The organism is Roseococcus suduntuyensis, assembly GCF_014196305.1.
Classification (GTDB): domain Bacteria; phylum Pseudomonadota; class Alphaproteobacteria; order Acetobacterales; family Acetobacteraceae; genus Roseococcus; species Roseococcus suduntuyensis.
On record NZ_JACIDJ010000009.1, the window covers coordinates 53,941 to 68,472 of the forward strand.

Here is a 14,532-nt window from a genome sequence, read left to right on the forward strand (position 1 = left end):
GCCATGCGCGATCTCGTGGGATATGGCGGCACCTGGCCCGACCTGCGCTGGCCCAACGGCGCGCGGCTGGCCGTTTCGGTCGCGGTGAACTTCGAGGAGGGCGCCGAGCAGCAGGTGGGCGATGGCGATCCCCGCTCCGAGCCCATGGGCGAGTTCATGAGCGTCGTCACCCCCGGCACGCGCGACATGGGGCAGGAGCAGATCTTCGCCTATGGCATGCGCGCCGGGCTGTGGCGGATGCTGGATGCGCTGGACCGCCACCGCATCCCCTCCACCTTCCTGATGTGCGGCCGGGCGGTGGAACGCTCGCCCAGCCTGGCGGCGGCCATCGCCGCGCGTGGGCATGAGGCCGCGGTGCATGGCTGGCTCTGGCGCCCGCATTCCGACTATGCCTCGGCCGAGGCGGAGGGGCGTGACCTCGATCGCTGCATGGAGGTGATCCGGCAGGCCTGCGGCACCACGCCACGCGGCTTCTTCTGCCGTGGCTCGGAGAGCATCTGGACGCGGGCGCTGCTGGCCGAGCGCGGCTTCCTCTACACCTCCAACGCCTTCGACGACGACCTGCCCTATCGTGACCCCGCGCAGCCTGGGCTGCTGGTGCTGCCCTATGCGCTGGACAGCAACGACAGCAAGTTCTTCCACCCCAACGGCTTCGTCCGCGCGCGCGAAATGGTGGAATATGTGGACGACGCGCTGGAGACGCTGCTGGCCGAGGCGGAGCGCGGCCGGCCGCGCCTGCTCAACATCGGCTATCACCTGCGGATCAGCGGCCGTCCGGGGCGCTTTCCGGCGATGGACCGCGTGCTGGCGCGGCTGGCCTCGCTGGGCGACCGCATCTGGGTGGCGCGGCGGGACGCGATCGCGGAGGCCTTCCTGGCCGCGACGCGCTGACGGGTTCAGGTGCGGATCAGCCGCACCCGCCGTCTCAGGTGCGGATGAGCCGCACCCGCCATCTCAGGTGCGGATGAGCCGCACCCGCCGCCCCGCCACGCCCAGCGCCAGCCTGCCCTGCTTCAGCGCCAGCGCGTCCTCGCCGAACACCTCGCGCCGCCAACCGGCCAGGCAGCGCACATCGGGTTCGGCCTCGCTCGCCAGGCGCTCCAGGTCCTCGGTGTCGGCCAGGAGCTTGGGGGCGACGTTGTGGGCCTCGGCGGCGGCGGCCAGCAGCACCTTCAGCAGGGCCACCAGCGCGGGCGAGGCGCCGGCGCCCTTTCGCGCTTCAAGGGGTTCGGGCAGGGCGTCGTCCGGCAGGGCGCGTGCCTCGGCGATGGCGGCCAGCAGGCCGGTGCCGGACTTGCCGCGCGCAAAGCCCTCGGTCACGCCGCGGGCGCGGGCCAGCTGCTCGGGGTTGGTGGGGGCGGAGGCCGCGAGCTCCAGCAGCGTCTCGTCCTTCACCAGCCGCCCGCGCGGGATGTTCACGCGCTGTGCCTCGGCCTCGCGCCAGCCGGCGGCGGCGCGCAGCACGCCCAGGAAGCGGCGGTTGCTGGTCTTGGGCTTGAGGCGCTCCCAGGCATTTTCGGGGCGGGTGATGTAGGTCTCGGGCTCGGCCAGGGCGTCCATTTCCTGCGCCACCCAGTCGAGCCTTCCCTCGTTCAGCAGCTTTTCCCGAAGCTCCCGATAGACGCGGCGCAGATGCGTCACGTCCGCAGCCGCATAGGCGATCTGCGCGGGCGAGAGCGGCCGGGCGGACCAGTCGCTGAAGCGGTGGGCCTTGTCTATGGCGGCACCCGCGAGCGCCCGCACCAGGCTGTCATAGCTGGCCTGGTCGCCGAAGCCGGCCACCATGGCGGCCACCTGGGTGTCAAACAGGGGGGTCGGCACGGCGCCGAATTTCAGCAGGAAGATTTCCACATCCTGGCGGGCGGCGTGGAAGACCTTGACCACGGCGGGGTCGGCCAGCAGCTCGCCGAGCGGCGCCAGGTCCATGCCCTCGGCCTGGGCGTCCACCACGGCCACCTCGCTCTCGCCCGCGAGCTGGACGACGCACAGCTCCGGCCAATAGGTGCGTTCGCGCATGAACTCCGTGTCCACCGTGACATAGGGTTCGGTGCGGAGCCTGTCGCAGAGGGCGGCGAGCTCCTCGGCGGAGGTGATGAGGCGGGGGGTGGGTTCAGCGCTGCGGGCCATTCCCTTGCGTTTAGGCCCTCCGGGGCGGCGCGCAAGGTGCCCCAAGGGGCAGGGGCAGGGGCGGGGGCAGGCGTGGCGGTGGCTTGACTTCCCGCATGGGGCAAGGCCCTTTGCCGCCCCTGCCTCTTCCGTTCGCCAGACCAGGGTTCCCATGCACGCCTACCGCACCCACACCTGCGGCGCCCTCCGCGCCGAGCACGCCGGACATACGGCCCGCCTCTCCGGCTGGGTGCACCGCAAGCGCGACCATGGCGGGCTGCTCTTCATTGATTTGCGCGACCATTACGGCATCACGCAATGCGTCATCCCCTCGGGCTCTTCCGTCTTCGCCGCGGCCGACGCGGTGCGGGTGGAGAGCGTGATCACCGTCACCGGCGAGGTGGTGAACCGCGAACCCGGCACCGTGAACGACAAGCTGCCCACCGGCGCCATCGAGCTACGGGTGAAGGAGCTGGTGGTGCAGTCCACCGCCGATGTCCTGCCCTTCCAGGTGGCGCAGGAGCAGGAGGCGCCGGAGGAGATGCGCCTGCGCTACCGCTTCCTCGATTTGCGGCGGGAGCGGCTGCAGCGCAACATGATCTTGCGCGCCAAGATCATCGACAGCATCCGCCGCCGCATGATCGAGATCGGGTTCAATGAGTTCCAGACGCCGATCCTGACGGTGTCCAGCCCCGAGGGCGCGCGGGACTTCCTGGTGCCGGCCCGCCTGCACCCCGGCAAGTTCTACGCCCTGCCCCAGGCGCCGCAGCAGTACAAGCAGCTGACGATGGTGGCGGGCTTCGACCGCTACTTCCAGATCGCCCCCTGCTTCCGCGACGAGGCGGGCCGCGCCGACCGCACGCTGATGTTCTACCAGCTCGACGTGGAGATGAGCTTCGTCACGCAGGAGGATGTGTTCTCCGCGATGGAGCCCGTGATCCGCGGCACCTTCGAGGAATTCGCGGAAGGCCGTGCGGTGGATGCCGGCCCCTGGATCCGCATCCCCTATGCCAAGGCCATGCTGGACTATGGCTCGGACAAGCCGGACCTGCGCAACCCGCTGGTGATTCGCGACGTGACGGAGCATTTCGCGGGTTCGGGCTTCGGGCTCTTCGCCAAGATCGCGGCGGGCGGCGGCGTGGTCCGCGCCATTCCGGCCCCGGGCGCGGGCGCCAACCCCCGCAGCTTCTTCGACAAGCTGAACGAATGGGCGCGGGAGCAGGGGGCGGGCGGCCTAGGCTACATCACCTTTGACCAGGACGGCCCCAAGGGCCCCATCGCCCGCAACCTGGAGGCCGACCGCGCCGAGGCCATCCGCCAGGCCTGCGGGCTGAACCCGGGCGACGCGGTGTTCTTCGCCGCCGGCAAGGCCGCCGATGCCGCCAAGTTCGCCGGCCAGACCCGACTGCGCCTGGGCAATGAGCTGGGCCTGACCGAGAAGTCCGGCTTCCGCTTCTGCTGGATCACCGATTTCCCGTTCTACGAACTGAACGAGGACACGGGCCAGGTGGATTTCAGCCACAACCCGTTCTCGATGCCCCAGGGCGAGATGGCGGCGCTGGAAACCCAGGACCCGCTGACCATCCCGGCCTACCAGTACGACATCGTCTGCAATGGCTATGAGATGGCCTCCGGCGCCATCCGCAACCACAAGGCCGAGATCATGGTGAAGGCCTTCGGCATCGCGGGCTATCCGCCCGAGGCCGTGGAAGAACGCTTCGGCGGCATGCTGAACGCCTTCCGCTTCGGCGCCCCGCCCCACGGCGGCATGGCGGCGGGCATTGACCGCATCGTGATGCTGCTGGCCGAGGAGCCCAACCTGCGCGAGGTGAACCTCTTCCCCATGAACCAGCAGGGCGAGGAACTGATGATGGGCTCGCCCTCGGTGGTGGAGGAGGCGCGGCTCAAGGAATTGTCACTGCGTGTATCCCTGCCCCCCGCGAAGGCTGCACCTGCCCCGCAAAAGGGCTAGAAGGGCCATATGATCCGACGCGCCCTCCTGACCGGCCTCACCCTGCTGCTGCTGGCCCCAGCCGTGCCCGCGCAGCAGGCCACCCCTCCCGCGACACCCCCCGCCACCCCGGCCGCCGAGCCGGGGCATGAGCGGATGCTGGCCCACCGGGCGGCCTACCGGCTGACGCTGGACGGGGCGCGCGACGGTGCCGGGGTGGCGGAGGCCCAGGGGCTGATGCTCTTCGACATCCTGGACGCCTGCGATGCCTGGGCGGCGCGGCAGCGCTTCACCCTCATCATCCAGGACCGCGACGGCAACAGCATCGAGACCAGCTCGGAATACAACACGCTGGAGGCGAAGGACGGCACGCGACTGCGCTTCTCGCTGAACCAGATCACCGAGGGGGCCGTCACCTCCCGCGTGGCCGGCACGGCGGAGCTGACGCCCGAGGGTGGCGTGGCGCGCTATGACGAACCCACCAATGCCGAGGAACGCCTGCCCCCCGGCACGCTGCTGCCCATGCAGCACACCATCCGCGCCCTGGCGGCGGCGCGCTCGGGGCAGCGCATCATGGTCTCCCCGCTCTTCGACGGCACCAGCGAGGACGGCGCGCAGGACACCACGACGCTGATGGCCGGCGGCTGGACCGCGCCGCAGCCCCACGCGCAATTTCCCCTGCTGTCGGAACTGGGCAGCGCGCGCATGCGCATCGCCTTCTTCGACCGCGACCAGGCGGCGCAGGGTGGCGCCTCCACCCCCAGCTACGAGGTCAGCCTGCGCTATTACGAAAATGGCGTGGCCGATGAGCTGCTGATGGATTTCGGCGATTTCCGCGTGCGCGGCGAATTGGCGGAACTGACGCCCATTCCGAGCCCTTGCTAGGCGGTTCGGCCTAGCCTGGGTTGCCACCCTCTCCCCTGCGGCCAATCCTGTCGCGGCACTGCCCGGGGGAGCCGCCATGCCGATGATCCTTGCCGCCAATGCCAATGCCCAGGGCAGCCATGTGGGCGAGTGGCGGCACCCCGACGCCTGGGACCGGCCAGCGGCCAACCTCGCCAACGCCGTGCGCCTCGCCCAGATCGCGGAAGGCGGCGGGTTCGACCTGCTCTTCCTCGCCGATGGCAATGGCGTGCGGAACATGGACAAGCCGGACCTCTTCGCCGCCACCTCTCCCTCCGACCGGCCGGGCATCTTCGAGCCGGTGACGCTGCTGGCCGCGCTGGCCATGGCGACTTCGCGCATCGGCCTCGTCGCCACCACCACCACCACCTATGACGAGCCCTTCCATGTCGCCCGCCGCTTCGCCTCGCTCGATCACATCAGCGGCGGGCGGGCGGGGTGGAACCTGGTCACCACCTCCAACCCCGGCGATGCGCTGAATTTTTCCCATGAGGCGCATGTGCCGCGCGACGACCGCTACGAGCGTGCCTTTGAATTCGCCGCCGTGGTCAAGGGGCTATGGGATTCCTGGGCGGATGACGCCTTTCCGCAGGACAAGGCGAGCGGCCGCTTCCTCGACCCCGCCCGTGTCCATGCGCTGAACCACCATGGCAAGCATTTCCAGGTGGCGGGGCCGCTCAACGCGCCGCGGCCGCCGCAGGGGCAGCCCGTGGTCTTCTCGGCCGGGCAGTCGGAGACGGGCCGCGAACTCTCCGCCGCCATGGCCGATTGCGTCTTCGCCATCGAGGGCACGCTGCCCCGCGCCCAGGCCCTCTATGCCGACCTGAAGGGGCGGCTCGCCAAGCATGGCCGCACGCCGGACAGTCTCAAGATCCTGAGCGGCGTCACCATCATCGCGGGCGAGACGGCCGAGGAGGCGCGGCGCATGTCCGACGAACTGGACGCGCTGGTGCCCGACGCCGTGGCGCTGGACTACCTGAACAAGATGACCGGGCTGAAGTTCAAGCTTTCCATGCTCGACCAGCCCTTCCCCGATCTCGACACCAGCGAGATCGGCCCCACCGCCATCGCCCAGGCCATCGTCGCCCGCGCGCGGGGCGAGGGGATGACCATCCGCCAGGCCAGCCGCGCCATCCTGCCGCAGATGGCGGGCAACCTCTTCGTGGGCAGCGCGACCGAAGTCGCGGACCGCATGGAGGAATGGTATCGCGGCCATGGCTGCGACGGCTTCATGATCGCGGCCCCCGTGGTGCCCACCGGGCTGGAACGCTTCATCCGCCTGGTGGTGCCCGAACTTCGCCGCCGCGGCCTGGTCCGCACGGAATACGAGGGCACCACCCTGCGCGACCATCTGGGCCTGCCGCGCCCGGCCAACCGCTTCTTCCCGGCCTGACCCGCCTGCCCGATACTGAAGTGACCTTCCAGGGGGACCCCATGCCGCGCCACGAATTCCCGACCATAGACCTCGCCGCCATCGGGCTGGAGACGGGCCAGGTGACCTCCGCCTCCCTGGTGGAGGAGGCGCTGGTGCGCGCCCAGGCCGGCGAAGGGCCGCGCGTCTTCACCACCCTGCATGTGAAGGCGGCGCGGGACGCGGCGCTCGCCATGGACGCGCTGCGCAAATCCGGCCGCGCCCCCAGCCGCCATGCCGGCATTCCCATCACCATCAAGGACCTCTTCGACGAGGCGGGCGTCACCACCATGGCGGGTTCCGTGGCGCGCGAGGGTGCGGCCCCCGCCGCGACCCACGCCCCCGTGGTGCAACGCCTGCTGCGCCAGGGCTTCATCGTGCTGGGTCGCACCAACATGACGGAGTTCGCCTTCTCCGGCCTCGGCGTGAACCCCCATTACGGCACGCCCCTCTCGCCCTGGGACCGGCAGACGGGGCGGTTGCCGGGCGGTTCCTCCTCCGGCGCCGCCGTGGCCGCGGCGGATGGCATGGGCTTCGGGGGGCTCGGCACCGACACCGGCGGCTCCTGCCGGATTCCCGCCGCGCTGTGCGGCGTGGTGGGGTTCAAGCCCACCGCGCGGCGCGTGCCCATCGAGGGCGTGCTGCCGCTCTCGCCCTCGCTCGATTCGGTGGGGCCGCTGGCACGTTCCGTCGGCTGCTGCGCGACGCTGGACGCCTTCCTGGCCGGGGAGGAAAACGCGGCCCCCCTGCCGGAGATGAGCCTGTCCGGCCTGCGCCTCGCCATCCTCACCAACGTGGTCGAGGACGACATGGTGGGCGAGGTCGCGCGGCCCTATGCCCGCGCCCTGGCGCGCCTGGAAGCGGCTGGCGCGAAGCTGACCGACCTGAGGCTGCCCGAACTCGACCGCATCCCCGCCATGAACGCCAAGGGCGGGCTGACCGCCAGCGAGGCCTTCCACTGGCACCGCGACCTCATCATCCGTGCCGGCACGCGCTACGATCCGCGCATCCTGAAACGCATCAGCCGCGGCGAGCGCATGTTGGCGGCCGACTACCTCGACGTGCTGCGCGAACGCGCCGCCATCATCGCCGAAGCCGCCGCCCACACCGCGCCCTTCGACGCCGTGCTCTGCCCCACCCTGCCCCTGCCGCCGCCCGCCCTGGCCGAGGTGGAGGACGAGGCCGAATACAACCGCATCAACCTGCTGTTGCTTCGCAACACCGCCATCGCCAACATCCTGGACCGCTGCGCCATCAGCCTGCCCTGCCACACCCCGGGAGAAGCGCCCGTCGGCCTGATGCTGATGGGCGAGGCCATGCAGGACAAACGCCTGCTCGCCATCGCGCAGGCGGTGGAGCGGGCGCTGGAGGGGTAGCGCCGAAGGGCGCGGGGCGGGGCAGGTGGCGCCGCTGGCAGGGGCTGCCGCCCCCGCCAGACCACCCCCGCCAGGGGCCATGGGCCCCTGACCCCATGTGTGATGGCCATTTGTGGGGAGGGGCATCAAGGGCGCATCCGTGATGAAGGGCACGCCAAGCCCCTCCCCACAAATGGCCATGAGACGGGTTCCGAGGGCCAGGGCCCTCGGCGGGATGGGTCTGGGAAGGGCAGCGCCCTTCCCAGGGAGTGACCTGCCCCGGCCGCGCCTTTCGGCGCTACGCCAGCCCCAGCGCCCAGAGCAGCACGCCCTTCTGGGCGTGCAGGCGGTTTTCGGCTTCGTCGAAGACCACGCTCTGCGGCCCGTCCATCACCTCGTCGGTGATTTCCTCGCCGCGATGGGCGGGCAGGCAGTGCATGACGATGGCGTCCGGCGCCGCGTGCTTCAGCAGGGCGCCGTTGAGCTGGTAGGGCGCCAGCATGTTGTGGCGCTGGCGGGCGCTGGTCTTGTCGTCGCTCATGGACACCCAGGTGTCGGTGACGACGCAGCGCGCCCCGGCAACGGCCTCCTGCGGCGAGGTGGTCAGTTCCACCCGCGCGCCCTCGGCCCGCGCCCAGGCGATGAGGTCGGCCTTGGGCGCCAGCTCGGGCGGCGTGGCGACGCGCAGGGTGAAGTCGAAGCGCGCCGCGGCCTGGATGAAGCTCTGCGCCACGTTGTTTCCATCGCCCGTCCAGGCCACCACCTGGCCCGCGATGGGGCCGCGATGTTCCTCGAAGGTCATCACATCGGCCATGAGCTGGCAGGGGTGGGAGACGTCGGTCAGCCCGTTGATGACGGGCACCGTCGCGAACTCCGCCAGTTCGCGCATCTTGGAGACACGGTCGGTGCGCAGGATGATGGCGTCCACATAGCGCGACAGCACGCGCGCAGTGTCGGCGGGCGTCTCGCCCCGGCCGAGCTGCGTGTCCTTGCTGGACAGCGTCACCACATCGCCGCCGAGCTGGCGGATGCCCACCTCGAAGCTGACGCGCGTGCGCGTGCTGGGCTTCTCGAAGATCATGGCGATGTGCTTGCCGGCCAGCGGCTTGTCCGTGATCTCGCCGCGCTTGGCGCGCTGGCCGAGGTCCAGCATGCGGCGCAGGCTGCCGCGGTCAATGTCCATCAGTTCGAGGAAGTGGCGCGGCGCGCCACCCCCCGTCACTTCCTTCAACGCGGCACTCACTTGGCGGCGGCCTTGGCCTGTGAGGGCGTGAGGCGCAGGCAGGCCCGGTCGAGCATGTCCAGCGCCTGGTCGGCCTCCGCCTCGGTGATGATCAGCGGGGGCGCCACGCGCAGCACGTTCATGCCGGCGGCCACCGTCAGCAGGCCCTCGGCCACGCAGGCGGACTGCATCTCGCCATTGTTGACCTCGGGGCGCAGCTTCAGGCCGATCAGCAGGCCGGCGCCGCGCGCCTCCTCGACCACCAGCGGGTGCTTCTGGGCCAGGGCCACGAAGCCGCGCCAGAGGTGGCGCGCCACACGGTCCACCTTGTCCAGGAAGCCCGGCGCCAGCACCACGTCCAGGACGGCATTGCCGGCGGCGGCGGCCAGCGGGTTGCCGCCATAGGTGTGGCCATGGGTGCCGGGCTTGAGGTGCTTGGCCACATGTTCCTTGGCCAGCACGGCGCCCAGCGGGAAACCGCCGCCGATGCCCTTGGCCGCCGACATGATGTCGGGCTCGATGCCCGCCCATTCATGCGCCCAGAGCTTGCCCGAGCGGCCCATGCCGGTCTGCACTTCGTCGAGCGCCAGCAGCAGCCCGAATTCGTCGCAGACGGCGCGCAGGTCCTTGAGGAAGCGCAGGTCGGCCGGGCGGACGCCGCCCTCGCCCTGGATGGGCTCGATCAGCACGCCCGCCGTCTGCGGGCCGATCGCGTCGCGCACGGCGTTCATGTTGCCGAAGGGCACGTGGTCGAAGCCGTCCACCGGCGGGCCGAAGCCTTCCAGGTACTTCGCGTTGCCGGTGGCCGCGATCATGGCGAGCGTCCGGCCATGGAAGGCGCCCTCGAAGCAGATGAGGCGGTAGCGCTCCGGGTGGCCGTTCTCCGCGTGGTATTTCCGCACGGCCTTGACCATGCCTTCATTGGCCTCGGCGCCCGAATTGCAGAACAGCACGCTGTCGGCGAAGGAGGCCGCGACATGGCGCGCGGCGAGCTGCTCGGCCTGCGGCACGCGATACAGGTTCGAGACGTGCATCACCTTCGCGGCCTGCTCCGCGATCGCCTTCACGAGGTGCGGGTGACCATGGCCGATGCTGGAGGTGGCGATGCCGGAGCCGAAATCGAGGAATCGTCGGCCATCCGTCGTCCACACCCAGGCGCCTTCACCCCGCTCGAAGGCGAGGTCGGCACGGTTGTAGTTGGGCATCAGGGCGGGGATCACGCGACGGCGCTCCTCTGGCGTTGCTCCGGAGGCGAAATGCTTCCGGAAACGGCCAGTTTGCGCCAAATCTTCCATAAGTCCAGCGCGGAAGCCTTGGGGCAGCCGCGCGGCGGGCGCTCAGCGGCCCGAACCGCCGCCCGCGCTGCCCGGGGTCTGCGGCGTCATGGAGCTGCCCGGCCCCACCCGGCCGATATTGCCGAAAAGGGTCTGCATGATGGTGCGTTCCGTGCCCGGGGTGGGCGTCTCGCGCGTCACGAAGGCCACGCGCGGCATCTCCCGGTCCTCGACCTGACGCACCTCGCGCACCGTGCCGGCGCCGTCGAAGGCGACCACGACCACGCGCTGGTCCCGCACCGCCAGCGCCCGGGCGGGCCGCACCTGGCTGACGGAGCTGATGTAGTACCACTCGCCATCGGCGAAGGTGCCGGTCTGGCTGGGGCTGCCCAGCGCCGCCTGCACATCGGCGCGGGTGGAGACGCCCGGCGTCACCTGGCGCAGCTGGTCGGCCGTCACGGCATGGCCGCGGTTGATGGCCGGCGTCGTGAAGACGTCGCGCGGGCGCTCGGGCAGCGGGGGCAGGTAGCCGCACCCCGTCAGCAGCAGCCCGGCGGCGAGGCCGGCCAGGGTCGGGCGGATATTGACCAGTCGGAGGGGGCGGACCATGGCCCCACCTCTACCGACAGCTTGCCGCCGCGGTCAATGCGCGGCGGCCTTGCAAGGGCGTCACTCGGGTCGCACCCCCGCCGCGCGCAGGATGGAGGAGTAGCGCCCGGTCTCCGCGCGGACGAACTCCATGACGCGGGCCGATTCCGTGAAGCCCGGCCGGGGTTCCTCGCCGAAGCCCAGCAGCCTTTCGGTATGGACCCGCAGCCCCGCGTGGAAGGCCTGGCTGAGCGAAGCGAGGATGGGGGCGGGTGTGTTGGCCGGGGCGAAGGCCGCGCGCCAGTTCTCGAAGAAGAAGCCTGGCAGGCCGGCCTCGGCGGCGGTCGGCACATCGGGCATCAGCCGGTTGCGGTTGGCCACCGTCAGCACCAGCGGGCGCATGGTGCCGGCGCGCATCTGTTCGAGGCTGGCCGCGATGCTGAGGATGGTCATGTGCGCCTCGCCGGAGACCACCGCGGCCGCGGCCGGGGCGCCGCCGCGATAATGCACCATCTCGAAGGAGACATCGGCCGCGGTGCGGAAGATCTCGGCCGCGATGTGCACGGGCCCGCCCAACCCCGAGGTGGCGAGGTTGTAGCGCCCGGGATTGGCCTTCAGCAGGGCCACGATCTGTTCCAGGTTGCGGGCCGGGACGCTCGGATGGACCGACAGGGCCAGCGGCGCGAAGACCAGCACGCCGATCCCGGTGAAGTCGGTCACGGGGTGGAAGGGCAGGCGCGCCACCAGCGCCGGCGCCACGGCATGCGCGCTGTCATGCACCAGGACCATGTGGCCGTCCGGCGGCGCCTTGGCCACGAGGTCGGCGCCGATGGCGCCCCCCGCCCCCGACCGGTTCTCCACCGCCATGGGCTGGCCGAGGGCCGCCGAGACGGGGTCCGCCAGCAGCCGGGCCAGAATGTCGGTGGGGCCGCCGGCCGCGAAGGGCACGATGCAGCGGATGGGCCGGCTGGGTCGCCATCCCGCTCCCGCCTGGGCGCGGACGAGGGCGGGGGCGAAGAGGGAAGCGGACGCGGCAAGCACCGCGTGGCGGCGTGTGACCATGGTGGCGTTCTCCCTGGGTGCGGGCACTCTTGGTTGGTGCGCCGTCCCTGCCGCGATACCAGAAGCCGCGCCGCCACTGCCAGGGAATGTTGTGGCCGGGCTGTGCCGCGCGGCCGGCGCGGGCTATTGCCACGCGCCCCACCCGCGACAATCTCTCCCCACGACCTTTGGCGCAGCCCGCGCCCGCCTGACCCGAGGATGCCCCGACCCATGGCCCTGTTCGGCCTGCTCCGCCGCCGCCCCTATGAACGCATGGGATTCGAGCTGTATGGCGCCGCCGTCGCCGCGGCCCGCGCCCCTGAATACTACGCGACGCTGGGCGTGCCCGACACGACCGCGGGCCGCTTCGAACTGATCAGCCTGCATGTGGCGGTCCTGATCCGCCGGCTGCGCCGCTTCGCGGACAAGCCCGCGCAGGAACTCGCGCAATCGGTCTTCGACGCGATGTTCTCCGACATGGATGTGACCATCCGCGAGATGGGCGTGGGCGATCTCGGCGTGGGCAAGCGGGTGAAATTCCTGTGGGAGGGCTTCCACGGCCGCGCCCAGGTCTATGCCACGGCGCTCGACGCCGAGGACATGGCGGGGCTTGAGGCGGCCATCGCGCGCAATGTCTGGGCCGGCCAGCCGCCGCCCGAGGGTTCGGCGGCGGCACTCGCCGCCCGCGCCCAGGCCATGGCCGCGACGCTGGAAGGCCAGGGCTTCGAGGGCTTCGCCGCCGGCCAGGCGCGCTTCGCATGACGCCGGAATTCCCCCACCCCCTGGTGCTGGCCCATGTGCCGGCGGGCGGGCAGCGCCTGCGCCTCGTGGCCGATGCCGCTCAATGCGCGGCGCTGGCCCGTCGCATGGGCATCCTGGCCGTGCATGCCCTGGTGGCCGAGCTGGACCTCCGCCCGGCGGAGGAGGGCCGCATCGCCGTCCGTGGCCGCCTCTCCGCCGAGGTGGAGCAGGAATGCGTGGTCAGTCTGGAGCCCGTGCGCCAGAACATCGCGGAGGATATCGCCTGGCGCCTGCTGCCTGACGGGATGGAGCCGACCGACGGCGATGACGACCCCGACGACATCGAAAGCGCCGGCGGGGTGGTGGACCTGGGCGAGGCGGTGGCGCAGCAGCTCTCGCTCGCGCTGGACCCCTATCCCCGCGCGCCCAATGCCCAGCGCCCCGACGACCCTGGGGCCGGTGGCGCGCATGGCCCCTTCGCGATGCTGGCAAGGCTGAAACGTCCGGGGTAGGTTGCGCGCGAGGCACGGCAGGTGCTATTCGCCCCGGCTCATGTCCGCTGCACCCGCAGTGGCGAACCCGCTTGGGCCTTCCTCCGCCCCGGTATCCTTATGCATTGGAAAGGCTGGCTCGATGGCCGTCCCTAAGAAGAAGGTGTCTCCCTCTCGCCGTGGCATGCGGCGCAGCCACCACGCCGTGGCGAAGGAGGCGCATGTGGAATGCTCGAACTGCGGCGAAGTGAAGCGGCCCCACCATGTGTGCCCTTCCTGCGGCCATTATGACGGGCGCGAGGTCGTCGCGGCCGGCGATGGGTCCAAGTCCGTCGTCAACATCTGAGGCCGGCGGCGCGGGACCCATCTGCGGTGAATGTGGCCACACCCGCTGAGGGGAGCCTCCGGCGTTTCTCCCTCGCCATTGACGCGATGGGTGGGGACCACGCCCCGCAATCCGTCCTGGACGGGCTGGAGCTGGCCGCGGAACGCCATCCGCAGGCCCGCTTCCTGCTGGTGGGCGATGAGGCGAAGCTGACGCCGCTGCTGGCCACGCGGCCGGGGGCGGCGAAGCTTTGCGCCATCCGCCACGCGCCGGACGCCATTCCGGGCGACATGAAGCCGACCCAGGCGCTGCGCCAGGGCCGGAACTCCTCCATGCGGCTGGCCATTGACGCCGTCGCGGCCGGTGAGGCCGCGGGCGTCGTCTCCGCCGGCAACACCGGCGCGCTGATGGCGCTGGCCAAGATCGTCATCAAGACCATGCCCGAGATCGGGCGGCCGGCGCTGGCGGCCATCGCGCCATCCTCGCGTGGCGACGTGGTCATGCTCGACCTCGGCGCCAATGTGCAATGCGATGCGCGCAACCTGGTCGAATTCGCCATCATGGGCGACGCCTTCGCCCGCGCGGTGCTGGGCCTGCCCGCCCCCTCGATCGGCCTGATGAATGTGGGCAGCGAGGAGCTGAAGGGCGACGAGCGCGTGCGCCAGGCGGCCGATGTGCTGCGCGGCGGCTCCACGGGCCTGAACTTCCACGGCTTCATCGAGGGCCATGACATCGCCGCCGGCACGGTGGATGTGGTGGTGATGGACGGCTTCACCGGCAATGTCGCGCTCAAGACCGGCGAGGGCGCGCTGAAGCTGATGGGCGGGCTGCTGAAGCAGGTCTTCACCTCCTCCATCCCAGCGCGCCTGGGCTACCTGCTGGCCCGGCCCGCGCTGGAACGCCTGCGCGAATGGATGGACCCGCGTCGCTACAACGGCGCCATCCTGCTGGGCCTCAACGGCGTCGTGGTGAAGTCCCATGGCGGCACGGATGCCAAGGGTTTCGCCCATGCCGTGGACGTCGCCATGGACATGGTGACGCATGGCTTCACCCAGCAGATCCGCGAGAGCCTTTCGCGCCTCGCCCCTGAGACACCCCCCCTCGTCGCCCGGCAGGACTGATAC

The 14,532-nt window shown here is 71.0% G+C and carries 14 protein-coding genes; 9 read left to right on the plus strand and 5 right to left on the minus strand.

Annotated features, from left to right (window positions below; all coding sequences use genetic code 11):
• Positions 1-3: 3 nt before the first annotated feature.
• A complete protein-coding gene (locus GGQ83_RS18680; RefSeq protein WP_184386501.1) occupies positions 4-891 on the plus strand; it encodes a polysaccharide deacetylase family protein in 888 nt (295 codons plus the stop codon).
• 63 nt (positions 892-954) lie between these two features.
• Here GGQ83_RS18680 and rnd read toward each other — a convergent pair whose 3' ends face one another.
• Positions 955-2,127 (minus strand): ribonuclease D, encoded by a 1,173-nt coding sequence (gene rnd, locus GGQ83_RS18685; RefSeq protein WP_184386502.1) that lies wholly within the window; start codon positions 2,125-2,127, stop codon positions 955-957.
• Between the two features lie 151 nt (positions 2,128-2,278).
• Between rnd and aspS the strand changes: the two genes are divergently transcribed.
• From aspS to GGQ83_RS18705, 4 genes are all read left to right on the plus strand, one after another.
• A complete protein-coding gene (gene aspS, locus GGQ83_RS18690; RefSeq protein WP_184386503.1) occupies positions 2,279-4,078 on the plus strand; it encodes an aspartate--tRNA ligase in 1,800 nt (599 codons plus the stop codon).
• Between the two features lie 9 nt (positions 4,079-4,087).
• Complete coding sequence (locus GGQ83_RS18695) at positions 4,088-4,942, plus strand: EipB family protein (RefSeq protein WP_242534765.1); 855 nt, start codon at positions 4,088-4,090, stop codon at positions 4,940-4,942.
• 76 nt (positions 4,943-5,018) lie between these two features.
• A complete protein-coding gene (locus GGQ83_RS18700) occupies positions 5,019-6,353 on the plus strand; it encodes an LLM class flavin-dependent oxidoreductase (RefSeq protein WP_184386504.1) in 1,335 nt (444 codons plus the stop codon).
• A 41-nt stretch (positions 6,354-6,394) separates the two neighbouring features.
• Positions 6,395-7,747, plus strand: coding sequence for an amidase (locus GGQ83_RS18705; RefSeq protein ID WP_184386505.1), 1,353 nt, complete (start codon positions 6,395-6,397; stop codon positions 7,745-7,747).
• A gap of 277 nt (positions 7,748-8,024) precedes the next feature.
• On the opposite strand, the gene argF is transcribed toward GGQ83_RS18705, so the two are convergent.
• The 4 genes from argF to GGQ83_RS18725 all read right to left on the minus strand — a co-directional run bounded on the left by argF (position 8,025) and on the right by GGQ83_RS18725 (position 11,872).
• Positions 8,025-8,969 carry an ornithine carbamoyltransferase gene (argF, locus tag GGQ83_RS18710; protein WP_311728724.1) on the minus strand — a complete coding sequence of 315 codons (945 nt, stop codon included), beginning with the start codon at positions 8,967-8,969 and terminating at the stop codon, positions 8,025-8,027.
• Complete coding sequence (locus tag GGQ83_RS18715; RefSeq protein WP_184386506.1) at positions 8,966-10,168, minus strand: aspartate aminotransferase family protein; 1,203 nt, start codon at positions 10,166-10,168, stop codon at positions 8,966-8,968. The genes argF and GGQ83_RS18715 overlap by 4 nt, the downstream gene beginning before the upstream one ends.
• 117 nt (positions 10,169-10,285) lie before the next feature.
• Complete coding sequence (locus GGQ83_RS18720) at positions 10,286-10,831, minus strand: outer membrane protein assembly factor BamE (protein ID WP_184386507.1); 546 nt, start codon at positions 10,829-10,831, stop codon at positions 10,286-10,288.
• 60 nt (positions 10,832-10,891) lie between these two features.
• Positions 10,892-11,872: a Bug family tripartite tricarboxylate transporter substrate binding protein gene (locus GGQ83_RS18725; RefSeq protein WP_184386508.1), complete on the minus strand. Its 981-nt coding sequence runs from the start codon at positions 11,870-11,872 to the stop codon at positions 10,892-10,894.
• Positions 11,873-12,082: 210 nt separating this feature from the next.
• On the opposite strand from GGQ83_RS18725, the gene GGQ83_RS18730 reads away from it, so the two are divergent.
• The 4 genes from GGQ83_RS18730 (at position 12,083) to plsX (ending at position 14,529) form a co-directional block, all read left to right on the plus strand.
• The gene (locus tag GGQ83_RS18730) at positions 12,083-12,613 is read left to right on the plus strand and encodes a ubiquinol-cytochrome C chaperone family protein (protein ID WP_184386509.1); all 531 of its coding nucleotides are present in this window, start codon (positions 12,083-12,085) and stop codon (positions 12,611-12,613) included.
• Positions 12,610-13,104, plus strand: a complete 495-nt coding sequence (locus GGQ83_RS18735) for a YceD family protein (RefSeq protein WP_184386510.1) — start codon at positions 12,610-12,612, stop codon at positions 13,102-13,104. Before GGQ83_RS18730 ends, GGQ83_RS18735 begins: the two co-directional genes overlap by 4 nt.
• Before the next feature lie 121 nt (positions 13,105-13,225).
• Positions 13,226-13,429 (plus strand): 50S ribosomal protein L32, encoded by a 204-nt coding sequence (gene rpmF, locus GGQ83_RS18740; protein ID WP_184386511.1) that lies wholly within the window; start codon positions 13,226-13,228, stop codon positions 13,427-13,429.
• A gap of 26 nt (positions 13,430-13,455) precedes the next feature.
• Entirely contained in the window at positions 13,456-14,529 is a 1,074-nt protein-coding gene (gene plsX / locus GGQ83_RS18745) for a phosphate acyltransferase PlsX (protein WP_375781538.1), read from the plus strand.
• Positions 14,530-14,532: the final 3 nt, after the last annotated feature.

Bases quoted from the DNA above. Each gene is read 5' to 3' on its own strand.
- GGQ83_RS18680 (WP_184386501.1), top strand. From the start codon at position 4: ATGCGCGATCTCGTGGGATATGGCGGCACCTGGCCCGACCTGCGCTGG.
- rnd (WP_184386502.1), bottom strand. From the start codon at position 2,127: ATGGCCCGCAGCGCTGAACCCACCCCCCGCCTCATCACCTCCGCCGAG.
- aspS (WP_184386503.1), top strand. From the start codon at position 2,279: ATGCACGCCTACCGCACCCACACCTGCGGCGCCCTCCGCGCCGAGCAC.
- GGQ83_RS18695 (WP_242534765.1), top strand. From the start codon at position 4,088: ATGATCCGACGCGCCCTCCTGACCGGCCTCACCCTGCTGCTGCTGGCC.
- GGQ83_RS18700 (WP_184386504.1), top strand. From the start codon at position 5,019: ATGCCGATGATCCTTGCCGCCAATGCCAATGCCCAGGGCAGCCATGTG.
- GGQ83_RS18705 (WP_184386505.1), top strand. From the start codon at position 6,395: ATGCCGCGCCACGAATTCCCGACCATAGACCTCGCCGCCATCGGGCTG.
- GGQ83_RS18720 (WP_184386507.1), bottom strand. From the start codon at position 10,831: ATGGTCCGCCCCCTCCGACTGGTCAATATCCGCCCGACCCTGGCCGGC.
- GGQ83_RS18725 (WP_184386508.1), bottom strand. From the start codon at position 11,872: ATGGTCACACGCCGCCACGCGGTGCTTGCCGCGTCCGCTTCCCTCTTC.
- GGQ83_RS18730 (WP_184386509.1), top strand. From the start codon at position 12,083: ATGGCCCTGTTCGGCCTGCTCCGCCGCCGCCCCTATGAACGCATGGGA.
- GGQ83_RS18735 (WP_184386510.1), top strand. From the start codon at position 12,610: ATGACGCCGGAATTCCCCCACCCCCTGGTGCTGGCCCATGTGCCGGCG.
- rpmF (WP_184386511.1), top strand. From the start codon at position 13,226: ATGGCCGTCCCTAAGAAGAAGGTGTCTCCCTCTCGCCGTGGCATGCGG.